Below are 25,748 nucleotides of genomic sequence, written 5' to 3' on the forward strand. Positions count from 1 at the left end.
TATATCTCTTAGTATACGATTACAGCACGACGGTTTTTAGCGTAGTCAGCTTCGGTGTGACCCAGAACTGCCGGCTTCTCTTTACCGTAAGAAACGATAGAGATTTGTTCGCCGTTAACGCCTTTACCCTGCAGGTACATTTTCGCTGCGTTAGCACGACGCTCGCCCAGTGCGATGTTGTACTCAGGAGTACCACGTTCGTCAGCATGACCTTCTACAGTTACTTTGTAAGAAGGGTTGTTGCGCAGGAATGCAGCGTGTGCATCCAGCATTTGCTGGAATTCAGGAGAGATATCGTATTTGTCGAAACCGAAGTATACGATATTGTTGTTCTGAAGTTCCTGCAGCTGCTGGCGTGCCAGTTCTTCCGCAGACATACCGGTGTTTGCGCCATTGTCGACAGTGCCCGCATCAGTCTGGTCGTTTTTGTTAGAACTACATGCAGCAACAGCCAGAACAGGTAAAGCTAACATCAGCCCTTTAAGCACTTTGTTAAGTTGCATCTCTTTGATCCTTTTATAATTTGCCATACATATTTTTAATGCATCACAGATACGGCGACCAGGCAGGGAATTTTACCTGTCCGTCAGTCGCCGGAAGACGCGCTTTGAAACGCCCGTCGGTCGAAACCAGCTGCAATATAGTTCCCATACCTTGTGAGGAGCTATAAATAACCATAGTGCCGTTAGGTGCGATACTTGGCGTTTCATCTAGGAACGTATCCGTTAAAATCTGGAAATTGTTCGCTACTAGATCTTGTTTGGCGATATGCTGTTTCCCGCCGCCTGAACTGACCATTACCAGGAAACTGCCGTCAGCACTGACGTCACCATTCTGGTTCTGAGTCCCATCCCACGTCAGGCGCTCAGGCGCACCGCCATTAATACCAACCTTATAGATCTGCGGACGACCAGCCTGGTCAGACGTGAACGCTAACGTCTGGCTGTCCGGGAACCATGAAGGTTCAGTGTTATTACTGCGACCATCTGTTACCTGACGCATCTGGCCTGAGCCGAGATCCATCACATACAGATTCAGACTACCGGTTTTTGATAACGCAAATGCCAGTTTGGTTCCGTCCGGTGAAAATGCCGGTGCACCGTTGTGACGCGGGAATGAAGCAACCTGACGCACCTGTCCGCTGGACAGATTCTGAATAACCAGGGCTGAACTTCCGCTCTCAAAGGTAACATACGCCAGTTTCTCGCCATCCGGTGACCATGCCGGTGACATCAGCGGCTCAGGTGAACGGTGAACGGTGAACTGGTTGTAGCCGTCATAATCAGACACGCGCAGCTCGTGACGATAGTCACCGCTGTTTTTAACCACCACATAAGCGATACGGGTACGGAATGCACCACGAATACCGGTTAATTTCTCAAATACTTCATCACTGGCAGTATGTGCCGCATAACGCAGCCACTGTTTGGTGACTTTAAACTGGTTCTGTGCAAGCACGCTGCCCGGGGAACCGGAGGTATCCACCAGTTGGTAGCTCACCAGATAGTTGCCGTCAGCACCCGGCTGAACCTGGCCGACAACAACAGCATCAATGCCTAACGCCGTCCAGGACTCAGGAACCACTTCAGAGGCGGTACCCGGTAACTGCGGCATACGGTTAGGGTCGATCGGGTTAAATTTCCCGCTGTTACGCAGGTCAGCAGCAATGATCGCGCCGACTTCTTCCGGTACAGCGCCGCCGCCGGCGACCTGGAAAGGTACAATGCCGATAGGACGTGCTGAATCAACACCCTGAGTAATCTCGATACGAACTTCAGCCTGAGCAACTGCCGCCCACAGCATCAGAAAACCGAGCATGTATTTCACTGCCTGCTTCATTCTCTCTCCCTCGTTGCGCCAATGCCCGCATCAAACCCGTATTTTAACAAACGTTCATAACCAAAACCAGATACCACAGTAAAAACTAATACCCGGATATATCTGGTTCGTCACGCTGTATTACAGCTTATTCCGGCTTAAAGTCCAGTTTGGTATTCTTAAACTGCTGCCAGACCGATTTGCTCGGCGGCGCAGGAATACGAGCCTGTTTGGCCGCCGCGAGTGCGGCCTGACATAAACCGTCATCACCACCGACCGCATTCACACTGATAAGCGTACCTTTATCAGTGATATTAATTTCCAGCGTACAGGTTTTACCGCGGTACATATCCGCATTATAGAACTTCGCCTGAATCGCTAACCGGACCTGTGCGATATAACCGTTCATATCGCCATCCGAATTTGTTCCGCTCTTCTTGCCACCGCCCTGACCGGCTGCGGATGCACCGCCGCTTTCTGTGCCCGGAGCGTTGGACGCCAGTCCGCCGAGGAGGTCATCGACTTCACTGGCCTGTTTTTTCGCTGCGGCTTTGGCTGCCTTTTCTTTAGCAGCTTTGTCTTTGGCTGCTTTTTCAGCTTTGGCGGCTTCTGCTTTGGCTGCTTCCGCTTTAGCGGCTTCGGCCTTGGCTGCTTTTTCCTGAGCCGCTTTTTCGGCTTTGGCTTTTTCTTCTTCAGCGGCTTTCTGTGCGGCAGCTTTTTCGTCAGCCTGTTTCTTCGCCAGTGCCTGCTCTTTAATCACTTTTTCTTTTTCAGCCTGAGCTTTGGCAGCGGCTTCTTCCGCCAGCTTTTGCTCTTCTTTGGCTTTCTTCACTGCTTCCTGAGCTTGTTTTTGCTGCTCTTCAGCCTGTTTTTTCTGGTCTTCAACTTGTTGTTCGGTCTTCAGGCGCTCTTCTTCAATTGCTTTTAAGCGCTCCTGCTCACGCAGTTCTTTCTGACGTAATTCTTCTTCCTGCTGCTTCGCTTTTTTCTCGCGCTGCGCCTGAGCCTGTTTTGCGTTGGCCTGCTGCTGTTGCTGCTGGTTAAAATTTTCAACCATGGCGTTCGGATCAACCATAATGGCGTCGATCACCTGACCGCCCTCACCGCCGCCGGTCAGCCCTGATTTGGTTACAAACGATCCCCAGATCACAAGCGCAATCAGCAAAAGATGCAACACCACAGAGGTGATGACAGAACGATTTAATTTATCTTTACGCTCTTTCAGCTTTCCCACGCTTAATTCCCTAACCTTCTGAGTGAAAACATCTGCATAACAAACCTTACATCGGCTTCGTCATCAGGCCCACAGATTTCACTCCGGCCTGTTTCAGAATATTCAGGCCATTAATAATCTCTTCGTAAGGCACATCTTTGGCACCGCCGACCAGGAAAATAGTCTTCGGATCTTCAGCCAGATACTGTTTTGCCGCAGCAATGATCTGCTCTTCCGGTAACAGTTCCAGGCGATCCTGCTTCACCACCAGGGTGTAGCGGCCGACACCGGAGACTTCCAGAATCACCGGCGGATTATCATTGGTGGAAACGGATTGTGAATCGGAGGCATCCGGCAGATCCACTTCCACACTCTGACTGATGATCGGCGCTGTTGCCATGAAGATCAGCAGCAACACGAGTAACACGTCCAGTAAAGGAACAATGTTAATTTCGGATTTCAGCTCCCGCCGGCGTCCGCGATGACGTGCCATGATAATCTCCTGCCTTATTTCTTATCAGCAGTAGCAAAGGCCTGACGATGTAAAATCGCCAGAAACTCTTCGCTGAAGTTGTCGTAATTCTGTTCTAATTTGTTCACGCGCTGATTAAGACGGTTGTATGCCATAACCGCAGGAATTGCCGCAAACAGACCGATTGCTGTTGCAATCAGTGCTTCCGCAATACCCGGTGCCACCATCTGTAATGTTGCCTGTTTTACCGCACCCAGTGCGATAAAGGCGTGCATGATCCCCCATACTGTACCGAACAGACCGATATACGGGCTGATAGAACCGACAGTACCAAGGAACGGGATGTGGTTTTCCAGATTTTCCATCTCACGGTTCATGGAGATGCGCATTGCACGCGCCGCACCGGTTTCCACCGCCTGCGGAGAGTGCACATTCGCCTGATGCAGGCGGGCAAATTCTTTAAAGCCGGAGTAGAAGATCTGCTCAGTACCGCTCAGTTCATCACGGCGGGCCTGGCTTTCTTTATACAGACGGGACAGTTCGATTCCTGACCAGAATTTGTCTTCAAACGCTTCTGCTTCACGGGTGGCCGCATTCAGGACTTTGGTGCGCTGAATAATAATGGCCCACGAGGCAACAGAAAAGCCCAGCAATACCAGCATGATAAATTGCACGAGGTAACTTGCTTTCAGGAATAAATCCCAGATATTCATGTCAGTCACTGCTTAAACTCCGCGACAATAGACTCAGGAAGCGCTACCGGCTTCATTAAAGAAATATTCACGCAGGCGACCAGTACCTCTGCGCGACATAAAAGAGTTCCGTTTTTATGCATAAGTGTCTGCGTAAATGTCAGAGACGCACGACGGATGTCGGTGATCTCACTGCGTACCTCTAACAGATCGTCTAACCTTGCCGGATGGTGGTAATCGATAGTTAATTTGCGGACCACAAAGCCGAGCTGCTCTTCCAGCAGACGCTGCTGATGAAAGCCCCGTTCCCGTAACATTTCGGTTCTGGCGCGCTCAAAAAATGCAAGATACTGCCCGTGGTATACTACACCACCAGCATCGGTATCTTCGTAATAAACCCGTATTGGCCAACTGAACATTGAATATCCCGCAACTTACCTATATCAGACAACATGCTTTGCAAACTATACGTGAAGAGCAAACGTATTGAAAATGCTTAGTTCGTAAAGATAAGAAAAGCCCGTTTGTCCGCGCGCTAATCATACTCGCCTTTATCCAACACGCAAGCCCCCGGAAGGGTTGAGATGAAAAAATATTTTGTTACGTATTACAACACCTTAGGGGCGTTATTTTTTGCTCTGAAAGCTATCATTAAACACTTATTAAAAGACATTTTTCCCCACGAATACACAAAAATCCGGAATTATCCGGATTTTTGTGCTACCGATTTATTTACCGCGTAATCTAACTTATTGTAATTCCATAAATTAAATCACCTTATTTTTATCTTATAAAAACAGGATTTCCGTCCGCATTTACCGGCTGAAAACGCCGCCGGCGGCATTTCAGGCAGACAGCGGTGTTTCATGTAAATAATGCCACAGCCACTTCCCGTTATCCTCCCGGCGGAGAATAACCAGCGAGCGCCGTGCTGTGGTGCTTCCGGCAAAATGCTGTGTCTCCTGATAGCGCACGGATATGGTGTTTTCTGTCAGGCTGACACACTGATACTCCGCCGTTTCAATCGGTGCTCCCTGTCTCTGACCCTGTATACGGGTAAACATCGCCGTCACCGCCGCGAGATCAATCACTGCCCCGCTGATACCGGTCATGGAAAACTCAGGAGTGAAATGGGTCAGCAATTCAGACAGTGCCGCCTGCCCTTCTGCCCCGGGGACAGTAAATGTTTTAAAAATCAGGTCATGAACATGATGGATTTCGTCACACGCCTGCTGAAATATGGTATTACTCACGGATAATCTCCTCTGCGGGTTTTAATGAAGTACGGAACTGCGGGCGGACCAGGAAAATCAGCGGGATAAGCCCGGCCAGTGCGCCTCCCAGAAATGTCAGGGCGAATGCCTGTCCCGGAACAATGGCATTCAGGGTCTGATACAGCGTCATCATGACGGCAGCACCAATACTGAACACCACCTGGCGGTTGATATTCCAGATCACACTGGCTTTGTTCAGCTGTGTTCCGTGAAAATCATATAGTGCGGTGGTTTGTGCACAGTTTGCGGCGATGCCGCCGCCGGTGCCGGTCAGCAGATAAATCAGGCCGATGAAATATAACGGTGTGTGGCTGTCTGTCAGGGCAAACAGCGCGATACCGCCGCTGTGCAGCAGCAGACTGATAATAAACAGACGCCCGGCACCGGTCTGGTTATACACCGCGCCGCTGATCAGCATAGCTGCCATCGCCCCCGCCGCATACAACAACATAAACGCACCGGTGACGGCAGTACTCAGGCCGGGAACCGTGGTCAGATAAAAGATAGCGAGGATGTTCGCCCCGGTGAATACGCCCGGTACCGCGTAATACACTGCAACCGAGAGCCACAGCCGGGTATTTTTCAGCAGCGATAAATCAATAATCGCCTGCGGAGTCTGCCGGTAATGGCGGTAATAAAGCCCTGCACTGAACAACATCAGTCCGCCGAGCGCCAGTGCGCCGGTGATATTGTGGTATTCCCCGTACAATGAGAGGGCAATCAGCAGGGATGCCAGCGTCAGGCTGACCAGAAGCAACCCTTTGAGATCCGGTGCTTCTCCGGCAGCGGTTTTCGGTTCACGGATCCAGCACCAGGCCAGCAGTGCCGTAAAAAGTGCCACCGGTGCATTGACATAAAAGACAGGCCGCCATCCGGCGAGGTCAACAATGATCCCTCCGGCCATCGGGGAAAGCGCGGGCGCTATCAGCGCGATCATCATAATAATGGTGGATATTTTGCTCCGCTCACGCCCCTGAAAATACTGAAAAGTCAGTGACTGCCCGGCCGGGATCAGTAATCCGCCTGCCACACCCTGTAAAAAACGCCAGAAAATCAGCGAAGTAAAGGATTCCGCACTGCCTGCCAGTACTGCTGCTGCGGCAAACAGCAGCATCGAGGCTGTCATCAGTTCACGGATCCCGAAACGGGCCGCCAGCCGGGGACTGAGCGGGATAATCAGTGTCAGTCCGAGAATATAGCTGTTTGCCACCCAGGTCACCGACAGGGATGACACCTGCATTGCCTCTGCAATAGCAGGCAGCGTGATGGCCGACATAAAGATATTGATACAATCAATAAAAAAGCCCAGTAAAAAAATCAGGGCGATACGGTAACGATAAGTCATGGTTTCCTCCGGCCAGCAGTGTAAAAGCAGTTGACCGCAGCCGTCTATGCATCAAAATAGACAATACTGTTTGAGAAAACGAAACAATCTTATGCTGACATCTGTTGAGAAGATCAATACCTTTATTTATGTTGTGGATACCGGTTCATTTACCCGGGCCGCCGCACGCCTGAATCTGAGCAAATCGGTGGTCAGTCTGCATATCAAAGCCCTGGAATCTGAGCTCAGCACCACATTGCTGCACCGGACCACACGGCAGTTTACGCTGACAGAATCCGGCCAGGCACTGTATCAGCAATTCAAACCGCTGTTGCAACAGTTCGACAGCGCGATGGATGCCGTCAGAACGGGGACAGCACAACCACAGGGGCCGCTGAGTTTCAGTGCCGCCGCAGAATTCGGCGGCCAATTTCTGCTGCCGCAGCTGCCTGCTTTCACCGGGCGTTATCCGCTGATCAGAGCAGATTACCGCGTCGATCACAGTCTGAGTGACTTGATTGCCCTGAAACTGGATGTGGTGTTCCGGCTGGGAACGCTGAGTGACAGCGGTCTGCGGTTCCGCAAACTCGCCGATTTTCCGGTCTGTTATGTGGCAACGCCGGCGTTTATCCGGCAACACCGTGTGACAGAAAGCAGTGATCCCGCCGCTCTGCCCTTTATCGCCAACAGCAACCTGACCGCCCGTATCAACCGGCGTCAGTATCTGCCCGCGCCGGACAACCGGGTGTTTATCTCTAATTCGATTCAGGCGATCCGTACCATGACACTTGCACATCAGGGTTACAGTCTGCTGCCGGTCTGGTATATCCGCGAACAACTGACAGAGGAGAAACTGGTTCCGGTATTCACCCGTCAGCCGGTGCCGGATCAGAGCATCAATATGGTATTTCCGCCCGCTGCGCATCTGCCGCAGAAGGTCCGGGTGTTTATTGATTATTTTGCCCGCTTTTTTGCAGATAATGCCGCATTGCTGCGCTATCCGTGAACCGGGGCAGAAACAGAAAAGAAAAAAAGCCGTTCATCAGAACGGCTTTTTAGTCATAAACGTTTATATCAGCTGAAAAAATGATAAAGGCCGTAACCCAGAATCACCACCGCCGGAAGCGGATGGAACAAAATCTTCCAGATTGCGCGCTTCGGCCGGAATGCCAGACCGAAAATTGCGCCGCTGCATACCGCCCAGATCATCAGCAGTCCCTGCCAGATCTGTAATGAACTGGTGTTTGCCGCAAAACGCGACGGATCCCAGATCACACTCAATGCCAGCCCCAACGCCATTATCAGGACAAGGGCCCGTAAGGGACCCTTATCCAGTAGTTGGTAAGACTTATCCAGCATCCGTCTTACTCGCCTGAAGCGGCTTTATCTTCGTGGTGCTCAATAGCCAGTGCTGCAATAACAGCAATACTACAGGCCAGGAGCGTTCCGAGGATCCATGCAAAATACCACATATTCATCTGCTCCTTAGTACAATGTATGTTTGTTCTCTTCGATGAAGGACTTATCAATACGCCCTGCCATCTTCACGTAACACCAGATGGTGTACAGGAGAACAAGTGGTACAAAGATAATCGCAACAACCGTCATCACCTGGAGAGTAAACAGGCTGGAGGTTGCATCCCACATGGTCAGACTGACGTTCGGGTCGATGCTTGAAGGCATAATGAACGGGAACATTGCTGTACCACAGGTCAGGATCACACCGGCAATAGTCAGCGAGGTGAACAGGAATGCCCACGCGCCTTTATCCATTGCAGTGAACATCACGACCAGCAGAGGTGATGCCAGACCAATAGCAGGCAGGATCCACAGGATTGGATAGGCATTGAAGTTTGCCATCCATGCGCCTGCTTCCTGTACCACTTCTTTATTAACCGGGTTAGACGCACCGAAATGGTCGATGTCAGAGACAACACGGAAACCATCGATACCACCCCACATCAGCCATGCACCGGCCGCTGCGAACAGAACAAATGTCAGCAGAGCAGTGATAGTGGTGGCTTTACGCACACGCACATGCAGATCACCGGTGGTACGCATCTGCAGGTAAGTTGCACCGTGCGCCACGATCATCATCAGGCTGATTAAACCGGCTAACAGACCGTACGGGTTCAGCAGACCGAAGAAGCTCCCTGCATAAGACACCTGCAGCTGGGAGTTAACCTCAACCGGTACACCCTGTAACAGGTTACCGAATGCCACACCGATCACTAATGACGGTACGAAACTGCCGATAAAGATACCCCAGTCCCACATACCGCGCCATTTTGGTGATTCCAGTTTTGAACGATAGTCAAAACCGACCGGACGGAAGAATAATGCCGCCAGGACCAAAATCATTGCGATATAGAAACCGGAGAATGCTGCCGCATAGACCATCGGCCATGCTGCGAACAGTGCACCACCCGCGGTGATAAGCCATACCTGGTTACCGTCCCAGTGCGGTGCAATCGCGTTAATCATGATACGGCGTTCAGTATCATTTCTGCCGATAACACGCAGCAGAACACCCACGCCCATATCAAAGCCATCAGTTACAGTGAAGCCAATCAGCAGTACGCCAATCAGGATCCACCATACAAACCGTAATATTTCATAATCAAACATAAGTGGGCTCCTGTTTACTTAGCGTCTTGTGCCGGGGACGTTTCGAAATGATAACGGCCGGTTTTTAAGCTGCTTGGACCAAGACGTGCAAATTTGAACATCAGGAACATTTCAGCAATCAGGAATAAGGTATACAGGCCGCAAATCAGCGCCATAGAGAACAGAATGTCTCCGGCTGCCAGATGTGACGTTGCATATGCTGTCGGTAACACTTCACCGACTGCCCATGGCTGACGGCCATATTCAGCAACGAACCAGCCTGCTTCAACACCAATCCACGGTAACGGCAGGCTGAGGAATGCAGCACGCAGCAGCCATTTGGACTTGCCGATACGATTGCGCAGTACACTCAGGAATGACAGACCCAGAACGATCAGCATCAGACCACCGGCAGCCACCATCAGGCGGAATGCCCAGAACAGCGGTGCGACACGCGGAATGGAGTCTTTGGTTGCTGCCTGAATCTGCTCTTCAGTTGCCTGACCGACGTTATCGGTATAGCGTTTCAGCAGTAAGCCGTAACCAAGGTCTTTTTTGCTCTGATTAAAGGCATCACGGACTGCCGGGTCGGTATTACCGCCACGCAGCTGCTGTAACAGATCATACGCCACCATACCGTTACGGATACGGGCTTCGTGCTGCACCATCAGGTCACGCAGGCCGAGAACCGGAGTATCAATTGAACGGGTGGTGATAAGACCCATCAGGTACGGAATCTCAATCGCAAAACTGTTTTCCATTTTTTCCTGATTAGGGAACGCAATCACGTTAAATGATGCAGGCGCAGGCTGGGTATGCCACTCACCTTCAATCGCGGCGAGTTTGGTTTTCTGTACGTCACCCATTTCATAACCGGATTCATCACCCAGCACGATAACGGATAACACAGCGGCGATACCAAAGCTTGCTGCAATCGCAAAAGAGCGTTTTGCAAATGCGAGATCACGGCCCTTCATCAGATACCACGCACTGATAGACAGTACGAAGATCGCACCGGTACAGTAGCCGGCAGCCACTGTGTGCACAAATTTAACCTGTGCAACCGGGTTGAGAACCAGTTCGGAGAAGCTCAGCATCTCCATACGCATGGTTTCAAAGTTGAAATCAGCAGCAATCGGGTTCTGCATCCAGCCGTTTGCCACCAGGATCCACAGTGCAGAGAAGTTGGAACCGAGCGCAACGAACCAGGTCACCATCAGGTGCTGTTTCTTACTGAGACGATCCCAGCCGAAGAAGAACAGACCCACGAAGGTGGATTCGAGGAAGAATGCCATCAGACCTTCGATTGCCAGAGGCGCACCGAAGATATCACCGACATAGTGAGAGTAGTATGACCAGTTTGTCCCGAACTGGAACTCCATGGTCAGACCGGTAGCAACACCCAGAGCGAAGTTAATACCAAATAACTTGCCCCAGAACTTCGTCATATCTTTATAGATTTGTTTACCGGACAGGACGTATACCGTTTCCATGATCGCTAACATGAAGGACATCCCTAATGTTAGCGGTACAAATAAGAAGTGGTACATCGCTGTTAAGGCAAACTGTAATCGCGACAGTTCGACAATATCAAACATCTTGACTCCTTGCTCCTAGCAGGAAGACACCGACATGCGGCAACCCAAGCTTTCCTGAAGAAAGAAAGCAACATAACTACCAGCAATAAATGCCTCTAAATGCAATAACAAATTAGTAACAAAAAAACACCTAAATAGACACCCTAATAATAGTACGCTTATATTTGCACACAATAAACCGCTTTTGCGTGATTCAGATTGGAATTCTGAGGATATATCAAATAATGCACAGCGTAGTCATTTTCGGCTATTTTGATCTGCCACAATTTAAACAAATCACCGAAATAATGCCAGTGCAATAGATTGATTTATGTCAATTTTTCCTCTCGGTGTTAATTAAAATCGCATATATGGTCATTGAGTTACTTTATTGTTACGGCAATGTACACACAAATACAACCTGACAGAAAAATACCAATAATATATGCGCTTTTTATTAACCTTTTATTTTCATCAGCAATTCTGGTTAATTTCATGAGCCGGATAATTCAATTATAAATAAATTATCACTAAAACTGTTATTGTCTGTTTGCATTAACGCACGACAATAATCATTTTCGGCACAAAAATTAAGTATAAATCAAGATGATAAAAAACGCCCTTTTATACCTGAGACTTTTTGCTGTGTAAACGATACAGCAGGCGTTTCAGAACAATTAAGAAAATTGCTTAAAACAACAGCAATAACAGGAAATGGTGAGTAAAAGCGTGTAATCAGGCAGAAATGGCGGAATTGTGTTCAGATCAAAAAACAGCCGGAAGCGGCATGAAACCGGCTCCGGCTGTATAATAATGGCAGGAATTATTTATTCAGAATCGCTTTTACCGCATCACCGATATCGGCCAGACTGCGGACCGTCTTCACACCGGCGGCTTCAAGGGCGGCAAATTTCTCATCTGCTGTCCCCTTCCCGCCTGCGATAATCGCCCCCGCATGACCCATACGTTTGCCTTTCGGCGCAGTCACACCCGCGATATACGCCACGACAGGTTTGGTGACATGGTCTTTGATAAAGGCAGCCGCTTCTTCTTCCGCACTGCCGCCGATTTCACCGATCATAACAATCGCTTCTGTCTGCGGGTCGTTCTGGAACATCTGCAGGATATCAATAAAGTTAGAACCCGGAATCGGGTCACCGCCGATACCCACACAAGTGGACTGCCCCAGACCGGCATCAGTCGTCTGTTTCACCGCTTCATAAGTCAGCGTACCTGAACGGGAAACGATCCCCACTTTGCCCGGCAGATGGATATGTCCCGGCATGATCCCGATTTTGCACTCACCCGGCGTGATAACACCCGGACAGTTCGGGCCGATCATCCGTACACCTGCTTCATCCAGCTTCACTTTGACGGTCAGCATATCCAGGGTCGGGATACCTTCCGTGATGGTGATAATCAGCTTGATACCTGCATCAATCGCTTCCAGAATCGAGTCTTTACAAAACGGTGCCGGTACATAAATAACAGAAGCGGTCGCACCGGTGGCTTCCACCGCGTCACGCACGGTGTTAAAGACCGGTAAACCTAAATGTGTTGTACCGCCTTTGCCCGGCGTTACACCGCCGACCATTTTGGTGCCGTACGCAATCGCCTGTTCAGAGTGGAAAGTCCCCTGGCTACCTGTGAATCCCTGACAGATAACTTTGGTGTTCTTATCGATTAAAATAGACATTATTTCGCTCCCACTGCTGCAACAACACGTTTCGCAGCATCCGTCAGGCTGGTTGCCGCAATAATATTCAGACCACTTTTCGCCAGTTTTTCCGCACCCAGTTCCGCGTTATTCCCTTCCAGGCGCACAACCACCGGCACACTGACACCAACTTCCTCAACCGCGCCGATAATCCCGTCCGCAATCAGGTCACAACGGACAATCCCGCCGAAGATATTAACGAAGACCGCTTTGACGTTTTCGTCAGACAGAATGATTTTAAAGGCTTCCGTTACGCGCTCTTTGGTTGCGCCGCCGCCGACATCCAGGAAGTTCGCCGGCTCACCGCCGTGCAGTTTGACGATATCCATGGTGCCCATTGCCAGGCCGGCACCGTTCACCATACAGCCGATATTGCCGTCCAGTGCCACATAGTTCAGTTCCCACTGTGCAGCCTGTGCTTCGCGGGCATCTTCCTGTGACGGATCATGCATTTCACGCAGTTCCGGCTGGCGGTACAGAGCGTTACCGTCAATACCTAATTTGCCGTCAAGGCAGATAAGCTCGTCCTGAGTGGTGATAACCAGCGGATTGATTTCTGCCATGGCCAGATCACGCTCCAGGAACATGGTTGCCAGTCCCATAAAGATTTTGGTGAACTGGCTGACTAATTTACCGGTTAAACCCAGTTTAAACGCCAGCTCGCGCCCCTGATACGGCATCGGGCCGGTCAGCGGGTCAATCACGGCTTTGTGGATCAGTTCCGGTGTTTCGTGAGCCACTTTCTCAATTTCGACACCACCTTCAGTGGAAGCCATAAAGACCACGCGGCGTGAACCGCGATCCACCACGGCGCCCAGATAAAGCTCTTTGGCGATATCTGTTGCGCCTTCCACCAGCACCTGATGCACAGGCTGACCCAGTGCATCTGTCTGATAGGTTACCAGACGCTTGCCTAACCATTGTTCGGCAAACGCGCGAATTTCGTCTTTGCTCTTAACCAGTTTCACACCGCCCGCTTTCCCGCGGCCCCCGGCATGAACCTGGCATTTCACGACCCACGGGCCGCTGCCGATTTTGGATGCTGCTTCTTCCGCTTCACGGGGTGTGGAGCAGGCATAGCCTGCCGGTGCAGGTAAACCATACCGGGTGAAGAGTTGTTTTGCCTGATACTCGTGTAAATTCATGATGTTCTATCCATAATTTGTCTGATGAGAGCGGACTCTCTTATTGTTGTTGCCTGGATAGCGCCGGTCTCCCGGCGCAGGGACACAGATTCACTGTCGCGAGTTCAGCCGGGCGGTTTTAGCGCGATGCCGCCCGGATGAGCCAAACTAAAAAACAAAAAGCATTACACGTCGAGCAGTAAACGTGCCGGATCTTCTAACATCTCTTTAATGGTCACGAGGAATCCGACAGATTCACGGCCATCAATCAGACGGTGGTCATAAGAGAGCGCCAGGTACATCATCGGCAGGATCACCACCTGACCATTTACCGCCATCGGACGATCTTTGATAGCATGCATCCCCAGAATCGCACTCTGCGGCGGGTTAATGATAGGTGTGGACATCAGTGAGCCGAATACCCCGCCATTGGTAATGGTAAAGTTACCGCCGGTCAGATCTTCCACTGTCAGTTTGCCTTCCTGACCTTTGACAGCCAGCTCTTTAATGCGTTTTTCGATTTCAGCCATGCTCAGCGCATCCGCATCACGCAGGACCGGGGTCACCAGACCGCGCGGTGTGGAGACCGCAATACTGATATCGAAATAGTTGTGATACACCACATCAGTACCGTCTATAGAAGCGTTCACTTCCGGATAACGTTTCAGTGCCTCAACCACCGCTTTCACATAGAACGACATGAAACCGAGGCGCACACCGTGGCGTTTTTCAAAGGATTCGCCATACTGTTTGCGCATATCCATCACCGGCTTCATGCTCACCTCGTTAAAGGTGGTCAGCATTGCGGTGTTATTTTTCGCTTCCAGCAGACGCTCTGCCACACGCTTGCGCAGACGGGTCATCGGCACGCGTTTTTCACTGCGGTGCGGTAAACCGGCCTGAGAAACCGGCTCAGCGGCGGCTTTTGCAGGTGCTTTCGGCTGCTGAGACAGATATTTCTCAACATCTTCACGGGTCAGACGACCACCGACACCACTGCCGGTAATATCTGCCGCTTTCAGGCCGTGCTCTGCGAGCAGGCGGCGCACAGCAGGGCTTACCGCATCATTGGTTTCTTCATCCAGACCGGCGTTCTGACGCTGTGCCGGTGTGGACTGTACTTTTTCTTTTATTTCTGCAGGCAGACCGGTGCTGTCGCCCAGACGGATGCGCCCGAGCAGTTGTTTAGAGAGGACGGTTGCCCCTTCTTCTTCCAGCACCGCTTCCAGAACACCGGAATCACTGGCAGGAACTTCCAGCACAACTTTGTCTGTTTCAATTTCCACCAGCACTTCATCACGTTCGACGCTGTCACCCGGTTTTTTGTGCCAGGTTGCCACGGTGGCATCGGCAACAGACTCGGGGAGATCAGGAACCAGAATTTCTATGCTACTCATTGCTTTTCCTTAATTTATTCAACGTTCAGTGCATCATTAACCAGCTCTTGTTGTTGCTGCTGGTGAACAGACGTATAACCCACGGCCGGAGAGGCGGATGCCGGACGGCCCGCATAACGCAGTGCCGCACCTGCCGGAACCGCATCACGGAAATTATGCTGGCAGCAGTACCACGCGCCCTGGTTGAGCGGCTCTTCCTGGCACCAGACAAAATCTTTCACATGGCTGAATGGTGCGAGAATCGCATGGATATCTTCATGCGGGAACGGATAGAGCTGTTCAATACGGATAATCGCCACATCCGTCTGATTATTCTTGCGGCGCTGCTCCAGTAAATCGTAGTAAACCTTACCGGAACACAGCACAACGCGCTTCACATCTGCCGGATTCAGATCATCAGCTTCACCGATAACTGCTTCAAAGCGGCCTTCGGCCAGTTCTTCCAGAGAAGAGACCGCCAGCGGGTGACGCAGCAGTGATTTCGGTGACATGACAATCAGCGGACGGCGCATACCGCGCAGTGCCTGACGGCGCAGCATATGGTAAACCTGTGCCGGCGTTGACGGGACACAGACCTGCATGTTCTGTTCCGCGCAAAGCTGGAGGTAGCGTTCCAGACGGGCGCTGGAGTGCTCCGGCCCCTGGCCTTCGTAGCCGTGCGGCAGTAACATCACCAGTCCGCACATCCGGCCCCACTTCTGTTCGCCGGAGCTGATGAACTGATCAATCACCACCTGAGCCACGTTGGCGAAGTCACCGAACTGGGCTTCCCAGATAGTCAGGCCGCGCGGATCAGTGGTTGCATAACCGTATTCAAAGGCCAGTACCGCTTCCTCAGACAGGACGGAGTCCCACACATTGAAGCGTCCCTGGGCGTTATGGACATTCATCAGCGGCACATAGCAGGAGCCGTTGCTCTGGTTATGGATAACCGCGTGACGATGGAAGAACGTACCGCGTCCCGCATCCTCACCGGACAGACGCACCGGAACACCTTCATCCACCAGTGTTGCGTAAGCCAGATTCTCAGCCGCACCCCAGTCGAGCAGTTTGTTACCTTCCGCCATTTCCGCACGGTCGGTATAGATTTTTTCGACACGCGGGTGCATATGCACTTCTTCCGGAACGGTACTGATACGGCGCGCCAGATCACCGAGGCGTTTCAGTTCCACTTTATTGGCGTAGCTGTCATTCCAGTTGTGATTCAGGTACGGTTCCCAGGTGAGCGCGGCTTTACCGATTTCACGCCACTCTTCCACCACACAGTCACCGCGATCCATCGCATCACGGTACATATTGACCATTTCAGTCACATCACCGGCAGCGACCACACCTTCGGCAATCAGTTTATCGCCGTAGATTTTGCGCGGTGTCGGGTGCTGTTTGATTTTCTGGTACATCATCGGCTGGGTTGCACTCGGCTCATCCGCCTCGTTATGGCCGTGCCGGCGGTAGCAGACCAGGTCGATCATCACATCGCGGTTAAAGGTGTTACGGAAATCCAGTGCCAGGCGGGTCACAAAGGCCACCGCTTCCGGATCATCGGCATTCACGTGGAAAATAGGCGCCTGTACCATCTTCATGATGTCAGTACAGTATTCCGTTGACCGGGTATCTTTCGGGTTGGAGGTGGTGAAACCAATCTGGTTATTGATAACAATGCGGACAGTCCCGCCCACTTCATAGCCCCGTGCCTGTGACATGTTCAGGGTTTCCTGAACAATCCCCTGGCCGGTTACTGCTGAGTCACCGTGAATGGTGATTGGCAGAACCATTTTGCTCAGGCTTTCCGGCAGACGGTCGCGGCGGGCGCGGACAGAACCGATGACCACCGGGCTGACAATCTCAAGGTGAGACGGGTTGAAGGCGAGTGCCAGATGCACCTGAGCCCCTTCCGTCACGAAATCGGACGAGAAACCCTGATGGTATTTCACGTCACCGGTACCCAGATGATCTTTGTGTTTACCGGCAAACTCATCAAACAGATCCGCCGGTTTTTTACCGAACAGGTTAACCAGAACGTTCAGACGGCCGCGGTGTGCCATACCCAGCACCACTTCGCGGGTGTCCTGCTTACCTGCATGACGGATCAGATCTTTCAGCATCGGAATGAGGGAATCGCCCCCTTCCAGTGAGAAGCGTTTTGCGCCCGGGAATTTCGCCCCGAGATAACGCTCCAGCCCTTCGGCTGCGGTCAGATCCGCCAGGAAACGCCGTTTTTCATCAGCACTGAACAGCTTACTGACGTCAACGGATTCCAGACGTTGCTGGAGCCAGCGTTTCTCTTCGGTATTGGTGATGTGCATATACTCGGCACCGATGGAGCCGCAGTAAATGCGTTTTAATGCATCAAACAACTCGCTCAGCTGCATGGTTTCGCTGCCGATGGCAAAAGAACCGACGTTAAAGGTTTCATCAAAATCGGCTTTGGTCAGATTGTGGAACGCCGGGTCCAGATCCGGAACCGGTTCCTGTTTCCACAGGCCGAGCGGGTCAAGGTTGGCATTCTGATGACCGCGGAAGCGGAATGCGTTGATAAGCTGCAGGACTTTGACCTGCTTGGAATCCATCGCCGGATCGCTGACGGAAGTGTGGTAGCGGGTTGAATCTTTGGCCAGACGACGGAAGTAGTCGCGCGTCTGTGAATGAGGTTGTTCTGTGATGTCCGCTTTTGGCAGTGAGTCGAAAATCTCCCGCCAACTTCCATCGACGGAGGACGGATCGTTCAGATAGTCTTCATAGATATCTTCTATGTAGGCCTGGTTTTCTCCAGCCAGAAAGCTGGAATCCAGCCAGTCCTTCAGTGCGCCGTTCTGCATTATGATCCCTTAAGCTTAGAGCTTCATCCCCGTTGTCTTTCCGGCTGCGGTGTACCGGCTGCGTGTCCGTCCGGAAAACAGAGTGGTTCTGTTCTGCGGATTCCCCGTCTGCCGCTGCCCTGCAACCTGAATGAGGCCGGGTTTAGTTTTCGCCGTGATAACTAATACCGCGATACATTGCGGTGCGTAAAGGATTCCCGGGTGGTGCTTGTGCATCTTATGTTCTGTGTATCCCTGAGGAACCTTTAGCAACGGAATAACCGTTGCTGAAGATCCCTGTGCTGTCTATAACCATACTTACATTTGAACCAAAAAACTCACATCTTAATCACAATTAACTACATTTATTGTCGCTTCTAACACTTACTGCGATAGATTATACCTATTGTTACGGGTTGGTAAAAGATGCCTGCCGGGCAGGCATCTTATTATTATCAATCGCTTAAGCAGAATAAAGTCAATTATGCACTGCGTTTCAGTAACATTGATTTAATATGACCAATTGCTTTTGTCGGATTCAGCCCTTTCGGACATACACTGACGCAGTTCATGATGCCGTGACAGCGGAATACGCTGAAAGCATCACTGATGTCGTCAAGACGGGATTCTGTCTCGGTATCGCGGCTGTCCGTCAGGAAGCGGTACGCGGCTAATAAACCGGCCGGGCCGATAAATTTGTCCGGGTTCCACCAGAAGGACGGGCAGGATGTCGAGCAGCAGGCACACAGGATACATTCGTACAGACCATCGAGCTTTTCACGCTGCGCCGGTGACTGTAAATGCTCACGCGCCGGCGGGTTTTTGTTGTCGTTGATCAGATACGGGCGGATCTTTTCATACTGCGCGTAGAACTGCCCCATATCCACTACCAGATCCCGCACCACCGGTAAGCCCGGCAGCGGACGGATCACCACTTTTTTACCGCCTTTCATCAGTGCCGACAACGGAGTGATACAGGCCAGACCGTTTTTGCCGTTCATATTGATACCGTCAGAACCACACACCCCTTCACGACAGGAGCGGCGGAATGACAGGCTCGGATCCTGCTCTTTCAGCAGAATCAGTGCATCCAGCACCATCATGTCCCGGCCTTCTTCCACATCCAGCTGATAGTTCTGCATGTGTGGTGCGTTATCCACATCCGGGTTATAGCGATAAACTGAAAATTCAACTTTCATAGTATTCTCTCCGCAAATGCCTCATCACCACACATCAGTAAGTACGAATCTTCGGCGGGAATGGGTCACGCAGCTTAGGCTGCATGTTCACCGCACGGCGTGTCATGGTTTCAGATTGCGGCAGGTACAGGGAATGACACAGCCAGTTCGCATCATCGCGATCCGGATAGTCAAAGCGGCTGTGCGCACCACGGCTTTCAGTACGGAAGTTGGCGGCCATTGCAGTGGAATACGCCGTTTCCATCAGGTTATCCAGCTCCAGACACTCGATGCGCTGGGTGTTGAATTCTGATGAGGTATCATCCAGACGCGCATACTGCAGACGCTCTTTAATGGCTTTCAGCTCTTCCAGTCCCTTGGCCATCGCATCCCCTTCGCGGAATACCGAGAAGTTGTGCTGCATACAGGATTGCAGAGCCTTGCGGATAGCAACCGGATCCTCACCGCTGCGGGTGTTATTCCAGCGGTTCAGACGCGCCAGTGCCGCATCGATATCCGATTCACCGGCATCACGCATTGCGCCCTGCTCCAGAATGGATTCTTTCAGATGCAGGCCGGCTGAACGGCCGAAGACCACCAGGTCAAGCAGAGAGTTACCGCCGAGGCGGTTTGCACCGTGAACAGAAACACAGGCAATTTCACCGACCGCAAACAGACCCGGAACCAGCACATCCTCGCCCTGCTCATTCATGGTCACAACCTGACCGGTGACTTTGGTCGGGATGCCGCCCATCATATAGTGGCAGGTCGGAATAACCGGAATCGGCTCTTTGACCGGGTCAACGTGGGCGAATGTCCGTGACAGTTCCAGGATACCCGGCAGACGGGATTCCAGCACTTCTTTGCCCAGATGGTCGAGTTTCAGTTTGGCATGCGGACCCCACGGGCCGTCACAACCACGGCCTTCGCGGATCTCGATCATAATGGAACGGGCAACCACGTCACGCCCGGCAAGATCTTTGGCGTTCGGTGCGTAGCGCTCCATAAAACGTTCGCCGTCTTTATTGAGCAGATAACCGCCCTCACCACGGCAGCCTTCAGTGACCAGCACCCCGGCACCGGCAATCCCGGTCGGGTGGAACTGCCACATTTCCATATCCTGCAACGGAATACCGGCACGCACCGCCATACCGACACCATCACCGGTGTTGATATGAGCGTTGGTGGTGGACTGATAGATACGCCCCGCACCACCGGTCGCCAGAATGGTGGCTTTGGCTTTGAAATAGACCACTTCACCGGTTTCGATACAGATAGCGGTGGTACCCATAATGGCGCCGTCCTGGTTTTTCACCAGATCCAGGGCATACCATTCGGAGAAAATTGTGGTGTGATTTTTCAGGTTCTGCTGATACAGCGTATGCAGGAGTGCGTGACCGGTACGGTCAGCCGCAGCGGCAGTACGTGCAGCCTGCTCGCCCCCGAAATCTTTGGATTGTCCGCCGAACGGACGCTGATAAATACTGCCGTCGTCCAGACGGGAGAACGGTAACCCCATGTGCTCCAGTTCCAGCACCGCTTCCGGGCCGGTTTTACACATGTATTCGATAGCATCCTGGTCACCGATATAATCTGACCCTTTTACGGTGTCGTACATGTGCCATTCCCAGTTATCCGGATGGGTATTCCCCAGCGCCACAGTGATACCGCCCTGGGCGGATACTGTATGAGAGCGGGTCGGGAACACTTTGGATAACAGGGCACAGGACAGGCCGGACTGAGAAATCTGAAGTGCCGCGCGCATACCTGCACCGCCTGCACCGATAACAACTGCGTCAAACTCTCTGACAGGTAAGCTCATTTAGACACCCCACACAATGATTGAACCGTAAATGACATAGGCTGCCAGCACAATAATGATAATAAATTGCAGCAGCAGGCGCAGGCTCAGGCACTTGACGTAATCCGTCAGTACCTGCCATAACCCGACCCAGGCATGGGCGAGAATGGCGATCAGTGTCAGGGTGGTGAACACCTGAGTGAATGAAGCGGTAAAGAAGCTGTACCAGACGTCATAAGTGATGTCAGAGGTAAAAGCCACAAAACCGACGAGGTAGAGTACATAAAGTGTAATCACAATGGCGCTGGCACGCAGAATTAACCAATCCTGAATCCCGTTACGGCCGAGCGTGGTCGCACTGATTTTTGAATTTTTCACCATACCAGAACCCCCGCCAACACGGCTAAAATCACAGTCAGAACCATGGAAATCTTCGCGGATGAAATACCGGCAGCCAGCGTTTCATCAACAAATCCGAAATCCATTAACATGTGACGAATGCCACCACAGATGTGGTAAGCCAATGCAGTGAGGATGCCCCAGAAGATAAACTTCGCGAAGAAACCGCTCATGATATCAGCAGCCTGCGCAAACCCTTCCGGCGAGGACAGCGACAACCCTAATAACCACAGCAGAATCGCTACAGCAATGAAGGTAATGACGCCTGAGACACGGTGTAAAATTGAAGCGATTGCAGGGATCGGAAAGTGGATCGTCTGCAAGTCTAAATTGACAGGTCGTTGTTTTTTCACAATTTTGCCCACACAGCTCTTTATTATTTTTCCTTCCTCCGGACCCGGGCGGAAATCAGACAGCGCTGGGGAAATAAGAACAATCCTTAAGTAAAATCAACATCCGTATTGTTTTACAAAAGTAATGATTCAGTTACGCTGGGTGCTCCTGCTTCAGGGAATTCCGGAGACCTTGAGGCAGTATATGGACTTCACAATATGATTACAATTCCCATACAAAATGTTTGGTCAGATTTAGCCAGAACAGTGAATAAGATCACGGTTCACACAATAAAAACGCCCATTATTATTACTTGTGACATTCTGACAACATTTGAATTACATTATGTGGTTAAATACAAAAATTAAAACGACGATTACCGGCAAGAAAGACTTCCCGTAAGTGCAAACTTATGCAAAAGTGTAACTTGCAAAAAATGCACAATATCTTGCTGTACAACATAACTTTTATCGCAACACAAAGTTTCATTAACAATCTGATAACCCACTATGCGCCGTACCGGATAACGTAACACCAGGTACGGTATCCATTCAGGTAACGTATCAGGGGTTATCACAATAAGATTGAAAAACAAATAATAAATGCGCTAAGGAGACCTACATGTCTAATACAAAGGCGGAGCTGACACTAAACGGCGTCAGGGTTACTGATCTGGATATCCTGAGCCCGACTCTCGGCCAGCCCGTAGTTGATGTCCGGACGCTCGGCGGAAAAGGCTACTACACCTTTGATCCCGGCTTCACCTCCACTGCGTCCTGTGAATCAAAAATCACGTATATCGACGGTGATCAAGGTATCCTGTTACATCGCGGCTTCCCGATTGAAGAACTGGCGATGAAATCTGATTATCTGGAAGTGTGCTATATCCTGCTGTACGGCGAAGCGCCTGATCAGAAAGAGTATGACGAATTTAAAGAAACCGTAAAACGCCACACCATGATCCACGAGCAGATCACCCGCTTATTCAACGGGTTCCGCCGTGACTCTCACCCGATGGCCGTGCTCTGCGGCGTGACCGGCGCACTGGCGGCGTTCTACCATGATTCGCTGGATGTGAATAATCCGCGCCACCGCGAAATTGCGGCCTACCGTCTGCTCTCCAAAATGCCGACCGTCGCGGCAATGTGTTACAAATATTCTGTCGGGCAGCCGTTTGTCTATCCGAAGAACAATCTTTCCTACGCCGGTAACTTCCTGCGTATGATGTTTGCCACCCCGTGTGAAGAGTATGTGGTTAATCCGGTGCTGGAACGTGCCATGGACAGAATCCTGATCCTGCACGCAGACCACGAACAAAACGCCTCCACTTCCACTGTCCGGACCGCCGGTTCTTCCGGTGCCAACCCGTTCGCCTGTATCGCAGCCGGTATTGCCTCCCTGTGGGGACCTGCTCACGGCGGCGCGAACGAAGCCTGCCTGCGTATGCTGGAAGAGATCCAGACCGTCGATCACATCCCGGCCTTTATTGAGCGCGCGAAAGATAAAAATGACTCTTTCCGTCTGATGGGCTTCGGCCACCGCGTGTACAAAAACCATGACCCGCGTGCCAAAGTAATGCGTGAAACCTGTCACGAAGTACTGAACGAACTGGGCCTGAATGACAGCCTGCTCGAAGTGGCGATGGAGCTGGAACGTATCGCGCTGAACGACCCGTACTTTATCGAGAAGAAACTCTACCCGAACGTGGATTTTTACTCCGGTATCATCCTGAAAGCGCTGGGTATCCCGTCAAATATGTTTACGGTGATCTTTGCTATCGGCCGCACCATCGGCTGGATCGCCCACTGGAGCGAAATGCACGACGACGGCCTCAAAATTGCCCGTCCGCGTCAGCTTTATACCGGTTACACTGAGCGTCCGTTTGAAACCAAAGTCACCAAACGCTGTTCATCGTGACAATACCGTATTAATCCTTATAAAACCCTCTCCGGAGGGTTTTTTTATGCATTTTTAACTCCCGGCTATTCATTTACCCATATATTCACCAGGTGTTTTCCCGGTCATCTTACGGAAGAAAGAGACAAACGCGCTGTCACTGGCAAATCCGAGCGCCTGTGCAATATCGCTGCTGCGATATTTTTTCGCCAAAAGTTCAACAGATTTTATTAATCGCCACTGCTGCCGCCATTGCTGATAGCTCATACCGGTTTCCCGCCGGAAAATCCGCGTTATCGTCTTTTCCCCGGCACCGCAGCGGGATGCCAGTTCATTAAGCGGCGGCGGCAGTATCCGGGTATCCAGGGTTTTCAGCCGCCGGTCTGACGGCAGCGGTAATTGCATATCTTCCCGCCCGGCCAGCGCCAGCTCATCCAGAAATACCGGCAGCAGATGCTGTAAGCGGGGTTGTGTCCAGTCACTGTCAAACGGCAGCCCGGCAAAGAGAAACAGGATCTCACGCAGCAGCGGCGATACGCCGAAAATTTCACAGGTTGGCGGCAGACAGGTGCTGAGTTGTGCATCCGGATACAGTGAGCGGTAGCCGACAGCCTCAAACATCTGTGCACGGTGCAGCATCTGCGGCGGGATCCACGCCACCCGCGTCGGTGGCAGAACAGAGAGCGTGTCCGTCAGGGTGATCTGAATCGCCCCCCGTTCGGTAAACAGCAATTGTCCGCGCTGATGGCAGTGAAAACCGGAATCATGCTGCGCCGCCATCTCTGCAGCGATCCCGACCAGCGGCGCAGTGTAACTGTCCGCATCAAATGCATCACTTTGCTTCAGCCACGCCATGTTGTCCCTTTTGATAAACAAAATGTCCTTATTATTATAATAAGACATCCCGCCTTTTGCTAATCTGCATCCCGTTCATTTCAGTTACAAAAAAGGGGGACAAAATGACAATACAAAAACCCGCATTAACACTTGCCGTTGCCCTGATGATGTTCCCGCAGATAGCGGAAACCATCTACAGCCCGGCGCTGACGGATATCGCACAGGGATTCGGCGTCAGTGCGGCTCAGGCAGGACAGACCCTGTCCCTGTACTTTTTCGCCTTCGCACTCGGCGTGGTCACCTGGGGACGTTTATGTGATATCGCCGGGCGCAGACGCACCATGCTGAGCGGTCTGATACTTTACGCTGCCGCCTCCTGCGGCGCGGTTATCACACAGGATTTCAGTGTGTTGCTGATCCTGCGGATGCTGTCTGCCTTCGGGGCGGCGGTCGGCTCAGTCGGCACACAAACCATCATGCGTGACTGTTACCGTGGTGATGAGCTGGCGAAAGTGTTCTCTGTCATGGGGATAGCACTGGCTGTCAGCCCGGCACTGGGCATGTTCAGCGGCGCGGCGCTGACCGGTTTCGCCGGATATCAGGGGGTCTTTACCGGGCTTGCGGTACTGGCGGTTGTTCTGCTGGCATGGACAGCACTCCGGTTACCGGAAACACGGCCGGCACATATAACGTCAGTTTCGCTGCCGGAAACAGCCGGTCGTATGCTGTGTGACCGCTTTATTCTGCGCAATGTGCTGCTGATTGCCTTTCTGAATATCAGCCTGTTCAGCTACTACCAGTTAGCACCGTTTTATTTCAGCGGGCTGGGCTTTACACAACAGGAATTCGGTTACAGCGGATTACTGCTCGCACTTGGTGTGGCCGCAGGCTCTGTGATCAACCGTACCCTGCTTAAACGCGGATGGCACAGCCATTCACTGATCCGCCTTGCTGCCGTAATCGGTATGGTCAGCGCTGCTGCGGTCTGGCTGTTGTCAGGATCGATTTTGTTTGTGCTGCCGGTAACAGGTATCGTGATTTGTTACGGGCTCGCCATTCCGAATATTCTGGCCGGTGTGTTACAGGATTACCGTGACCGCCTCGGCACTGCCGGTGCGCTGCTCGGTCTGATGTATTACCTGCTGATTGGCGGCGGGCTGGCACTGGCCGGGCTGAGCCAGAATCTTGGCCTGACGCTGTGTGTCTGTGCTGCGGGGACACTGCTCTGTGCACCGCGCAAGGCTGTACAAAGCACACAAACCGCATAATAAAAAGCCGGTCGGAAGACCGG

At 51.7% G+C, this 25,748-nt stretch carries 24 protein-coding genes; 3 read left to right on the forward strand and 21 right to left on the reverse strand.

Features of this window, described 5'->3' with window-relative positions; genetic code table 11:
• Positions 1 to 8 precede the first annotated feature (8 nt).
• From pal to ACSBQN_RS11090, 8 genes are all read right to left on the reverse strand, one after another.
• Positions 9 to 503: a peptidoglycan-associated lipoprotein Pal gene (gene pal, locus ACSBQN_RS11055; RefSeq protein ID WP_024474148.1), complete on the reverse strand. Its 495-nt coding sequence runs from the start codon at positions 501 to 503 to the stop codon at positions 9 to 11.
• A gap of 43 nt (positions 504 to 546) precedes the next feature.
• Positions 547 to 1,839 carry a Tol-Pal system beta propeller repeat protein TolB gene (tolB, locus tag ACSBQN_RS11060; protein WP_004235661.1) on the reverse strand — a complete coding sequence of 431 codons (1,293 nt, stop codon included), beginning with the start codon at positions 1,837 to 1,839 and terminating at the stop codon, positions 547 to 549.
• Positions 1,840 to 1,966: 127 nt separating this feature from the next.
• The gene (gene tolA, locus ACSBQN_RS11065) at positions 1,967 to 3,052 is read right to left on the reverse strand and encodes a cell envelope integrity protein TolA (protein WP_004241621.1); all 1,086 of its coding nucleotides are present in this window, start codon (positions 3,050 to 3,052) and stop codon (positions 1,967 to 1,969) included.
• A 46-nt stretch (positions 3,053 to 3,098) separates the two neighbouring features.
• A complete protein-coding gene (tolR, locus tag ACSBQN_RS11070) occupies positions 3,099 to 3,524 on the reverse strand; it encodes a colicin uptake protein TolR (RefSeq protein WP_004235659.1) in 426 nt (141 codons plus the stop codon).
• 14 nt (positions 3,525 to 3,538) lie between these two features.
• Entirely contained in the window at positions 3,539 to 4,225 is a 687-nt protein-coding gene (gene tolQ, locus ACSBQN_RS11075; protein ID WP_004241620.1) for a Tol-Pal system protein TolQ, read from the reverse strand.
• The gene (gene ybgC, locus ACSBQN_RS11080) at positions 4,222 to 4,614 is read right to left on the reverse strand and encodes a tol-pal system-associated acyl-CoA thioesterase (RefSeq protein WP_004241619.1); all 393 of its coding nucleotides are present in this window, start codon (positions 4,612 to 4,614) and stop codon (positions 4,222 to 4,224) included. The genes tolQ and ybgC overlap by 4 nt, the downstream gene beginning before the upstream one ends.
• Positions 4,615 to 5,040: 426 nt before the next feature.
• Positions 5,041 to 5,448 carry a hypothetical protein gene (locus ACSBQN_RS11085; RefSeq protein ID WP_052116611.1) on the reverse strand — a complete coding sequence of 136 codons (408 nt, stop codon included), beginning with the start codon at positions 5,446 to 5,448 and terminating at the stop codon, positions 5,041 to 5,043.
• The gene (locus tag ACSBQN_RS11090) at positions 5,441 to 6,814 is read right to left on the reverse strand and encodes an MFS transporter (RefSeq protein WP_354632884.1); all 1,374 of its coding nucleotides are present in this window, start codon (positions 6,812 to 6,814) and stop codon (positions 5,441 to 5,443) included. The genes ACSBQN_RS11085 and ACSBQN_RS11090 overlap by 8 nt, the downstream gene beginning before the upstream one ends.
• Before the next feature lie 91 nt (positions 6,815 to 6,905).
• Between ACSBQN_RS11090 and ACSBQN_RS11095 the strand changes: the two genes are divergently transcribed.
• Positions 6,906 to 7,799 carry a LysR family transcriptional regulator gene (locus ACSBQN_RS11095; RefSeq protein WP_024474152.1) on the forward strand — a complete coding sequence of 298 codons (894 nt, stop codon included), beginning with the start codon at positions 6,906 to 6,908 and terminating at the stop codon, positions 7,797 to 7,799.
• A 68-nt stretch (positions 7,800 to 7,867) separates the two neighbouring features.
• Here ACSBQN_RS11095 and ybgE read toward each other — a convergent pair whose 3' ends face one another.
• The 12 genes from ybgE to sdhC form a co-directional block, all read right to left on the reverse strand.
• Positions 7,868 to 8,152 (reverse strand): cyd operon protein YbgE, encoded by a 285-nt coding sequence (gene ybgE / locus ACSBQN_RS11100; RefSeq protein ID WP_015422547.1) that lies wholly within the window; start codon positions 8,150 to 8,152, stop codon positions 7,868 to 7,870.
• 5 nt (positions 8,153 to 8,157) lie between these two features.
• Positions 8,158 to 8,265, reverse strand: a complete 108-nt coding sequence (gene cydX / locus ACSBQN_RS11105) for a cytochrome bd-I oxidase subunit CydX (protein ID WP_004235652.1) — start codon at positions 8,263 to 8,265, stop codon at positions 8,158 to 8,160.
• Between the two features lie 13 nt (positions 8,266 to 8,278).
• Complete coding sequence (gene cydB, locus ACSBQN_RS11110; RefSeq protein ID WP_004235651.1) at positions 8,279 to 9,421, reverse strand: cytochrome d ubiquinol oxidase subunit II; 1,143 nt, start codon at positions 9,419 to 9,421, stop codon at positions 8,279 to 8,281.
• Between the two features lie 14 nt (positions 9,422 to 9,435).
• Positions 9,436 to 10,998 carry a cytochrome ubiquinol oxidase subunit I gene (gene cydA, locus ACSBQN_RS11115; RefSeq protein ID WP_004235650.1) on the reverse strand — a complete coding sequence of 521 codons (1,563 nt, stop codon included), beginning with the start codon at positions 10,996 to 10,998 and terminating at the stop codon, positions 9,436 to 9,438.
• Between the two features lie 802 nt (positions 10,999 to 11,800).
• A complete protein-coding gene (sucD, locus tag ACSBQN_RS11120) occupies positions 11,801 to 12,673 on the reverse strand; it encodes a succinate--CoA ligase subunit alpha (RefSeq protein WP_036407438.1) in 873 nt (290 codons plus the stop codon).
• The gene (gene sucC, locus ACSBQN_RS11125; protein ID WP_004235648.1) at positions 12,673 to 13,839 is read right to left on the reverse strand and encodes an ADP-forming succinate--CoA ligase subunit beta; all 1,167 of its coding nucleotides are present in this window, start codon (positions 13,837 to 13,839) and stop codon (positions 12,673 to 12,675) included. The genes sucD and sucC overlap by 1 nt, the downstream gene beginning before the upstream one ends.
• Before the next feature lie 164 nt (positions 13,840 to 14,003).
• Positions 14,004 to 15,215 (reverse strand): 2-oxoglutarate dehydrogenase complex dihydrolipoyllysine-residue succinyltransferase, encoded by a 1,212-nt coding sequence (gene odhB, locus ACSBQN_RS11130; RefSeq protein WP_004241611.1) that lies wholly within the window; start codon positions 15,213 to 15,215, stop codon positions 14,004 to 14,006.
• 14 nt (positions 15,216 to 15,229) lie between these two features.
• The gene (gene sucA / locus ACSBQN_RS11135; RefSeq protein WP_024474155.1) at positions 15,230 to 18,034 is read right to left on the reverse strand and encodes a 2-oxoglutarate dehydrogenase E1 component; all 2,805 of its coding nucleotides are present in this window, start codon (positions 18,032 to 18,034) and stop codon (positions 15,230 to 15,232) included.
• 461 nt (positions 18,035 to 18,495) lie between these two features.
• Positions 18,496 to 19,212 carry a succinate dehydrogenase iron-sulfur subunit gene (locus ACSBQN_RS11140; RefSeq protein ID WP_004235644.1) on the reverse strand — a complete coding sequence of 239 codons (717 nt, stop codon included), beginning with the start codon at positions 19,210 to 19,212 and terminating at the stop codon, positions 18,496 to 18,498.
• 34 nt (positions 19,213 to 19,246) lie between these two features.
• Positions 19,247 to 21,013 (reverse strand): succinate dehydrogenase flavoprotein subunit, encoded by a 1,767-nt coding sequence (gene sdhA, locus ACSBQN_RS11145; RefSeq protein WP_004235643.1) that lies wholly within the window; start codon positions 21,011 to 21,013, stop codon positions 19,247 to 19,249.
• Positions 21,014 to 21,373, reverse strand: a complete 360-nt coding sequence (gene sdhD, locus ACSBQN_RS11150; RefSeq protein WP_004235642.1) for a succinate dehydrogenase, hydrophobic membrane anchor protein — start codon at positions 21,371 to 21,373, stop codon at positions 21,014 to 21,016.
• Positions 21,367 to 21,756, reverse strand: a complete 390-nt coding sequence (gene sdhC / locus ACSBQN_RS11155) for a succinate dehydrogenase cytochrome b556 subunit (RefSeq protein ID WP_354632885.1) — start codon at positions 21,754 to 21,756, stop codon at positions 21,367 to 21,369. The genes sdhD and sdhC overlap by 7 nt, the downstream gene beginning before the upstream one ends.
• Positions 21,757 to 22,345: 589 nt before the next feature.
• Between sdhC and ACSBQN_RS11160 the strand changes: the two genes are divergently transcribed.
• Positions 22,346 to 23,641 (forward strand): citrate synthase, encoded by a 1,296-nt coding sequence (locus tag ACSBQN_RS11160; RefSeq protein WP_024474157.1) that lies wholly within the window; start codon positions 22,346 to 22,348, stop codon positions 23,639 to 23,641.
• A 69-nt stretch (positions 23,642 to 23,710) separates the two neighbouring features.
• Here ACSBQN_RS11160 and ACSBQN_RS11165 read toward each other — a convergent pair whose 3' ends face one another.
• The gene (locus ACSBQN_RS11165) at positions 23,711 to 24,475 is read right to left on the reverse strand and encodes an AraC family transcriptional regulator (protein ID WP_024474158.1); all 765 of its coding nucleotides are present in this window, start codon (positions 24,473 to 24,475) and stop codon (positions 23,711 to 23,713) included.
• A gap of 104 nt (positions 24,476 to 24,579) precedes the next feature.
• Between ACSBQN_RS11165 and ACSBQN_RS11170 the strand changes: the two genes are divergently transcribed.
• Positions 24,580 to 25,725 carry a multidrug effflux MFS transporter gene (locus ACSBQN_RS11170; protein ID WP_036407447.1) on the forward strand — a complete coding sequence of 382 codons (1,146 nt, stop codon included), beginning with the start codon at positions 24,580 to 24,582 and terminating at the stop codon, positions 25,723 to 25,725.
• Positions 25,726 to 25,748 lie beyond the last annotated feature (23 nt).

Source organism: Morganella sp. B601 (genome assembly GCF_051172335.1).
Classification (GTDB): Bacteria; Pseudomonadota; Gammaproteobacteria; order Enterobacterales; family Enterobacteriaceae; genus Morganella; species Morganella morganii.

What these genes read in the sequence shown, in the direction of transcription:
- pal (WP_024474148.1), bottom strand. Translation starts at nt 503, where the DNA reads ATGCAACTTAACAAAGTGCTTAAAGGGCTGATGTTAGCTTTACCTGTT.
- tolB (WP_004235661.1), bottom strand. Translation starts at nt 1,839, where the DNA reads ATGAAGCAGGCAGTGAAATACATGCTCGGTTTTCTGATGCTGTGGGCG.
- tolR (WP_004235659.1), bottom strand. Translation starts at nt 3,524, where the DNA reads ATGGCACGTCATCGCGGACGCCGGCGGGAGCTGAAATCCGAAATTAAC.
- ybgC (WP_004241619.1), bottom strand. Translation starts at nt 4,614, where the DNA reads ATGTTCAGTTGGCCAATACGGGTTTATTACGAAGATACCGATGCTGGT.
- ACSBQN_RS11090 (WP_354632884.1), bottom strand. Translation starts at nt 6,814, where the DNA reads ATGACTTATCGTTACCGTATCGCCCTGATTTTTTTACTGGGCTTTTTT.
- ACSBQN_RS11095 (WP_024474152.1), top strand. Translation starts at nt 6,906, where the DNA reads ATGCTGACATCTGTTGAGAAGATCAATACCTTTATTTATGTTGTGGAT.
- ybgE (WP_015422547.1), bottom strand. Translation starts at nt 8,152, where the DNA reads ATGCTGGATAAGTCTTACCAACTACTGGATAAGGGTCCCTTACGGGCC.
- cydX (WP_004235652.1), bottom strand. Translation starts at nt 8,265, where the DNA reads ATGTGGTATTTTGCATGGATCCTCGGAACGCTCCTGGCCTGTAGTATT.
- cydB (WP_004235651.1), bottom strand. Translation starts at nt 9,421, where the DNA reads ATGTTTGATTATGAAATATTACGGTTTGTATGGTGGATCCTGATTGGC.
- cydA (WP_004235650.1), bottom strand. Translation starts at nt 10,998, where the DNA reads ATGTTTGATATTGTCGAACTGTCGCGATTACAGTTTGCCTTAACAGCG.
- sucD (WP_036407438.1), bottom strand. Translation starts at nt 12,673, where the DNA reads ATGTCTATTTTAATCGATAAGAACACCAAAGTTATCTGTCAGGGATTC.
- sucC (WP_004235648.1), bottom strand. Translation starts at nt 13,839, where the DNA reads ATGAATTTACACGAGTATCAGGCAAAACAACTCTTCACCCGGTATGGT.
- odhB (WP_004241611.1), bottom strand. Translation starts at nt 15,215, where the DNA reads ATGAGTAGCATAGAAATTCTGGTTCCTGATCTCCCCGAGTCTGTTGCC.
- sucA (WP_024474155.1), bottom strand. Translation starts at nt 18,034, where the DNA reads ATGCAGAACGGCGCACTGAAGGACTGGCTGGATTCCAGCTTTCTGGCT.
- ACSBQN_RS11140 (WP_004235644.1), bottom strand. Translation starts at nt 19,212, where the DNA reads ATGAAAGTTGAATTTTCAGTTTATCGCTATAACCCGGATGTGGATAAC.
- sdhA (WP_004235643.1), bottom strand. Translation starts at nt 21,013, where the DNA reads ATGAGCTTACCTGTCAGAGAGTTTGACGCAGTTGTTATCGGTGCAGGC.
- sdhD (WP_004235642.1), bottom strand. Translation starts at nt 21,373, where the DNA reads ATGGTGAAAAATTCAAAAATCAGTGCGACCACGCTCGGCCGTAACGGG.
- ACSBQN_RS11160 (WP_024474157.1), top strand. Translation starts at nt 22,346, where the DNA reads ATGTCTAATACAAAGGCGGAGCTGACACTAAACGGCGTCAGGGTTACT.
- ACSBQN_RS11165 (WP_024474158.1), bottom strand. Translation starts at nt 24,475, where the DNA reads ATGGCGTGGCTGAAGCAAAGTGATGCATTTGATGCGGACAGTTACACT.
- ACSBQN_RS11170 (WP_036407447.1), top strand. Translation starts at nt 24,580, where the DNA reads ATGACAATACAAAAACCCGCATTAACACTTGCCGTTGCCCTGATGATG.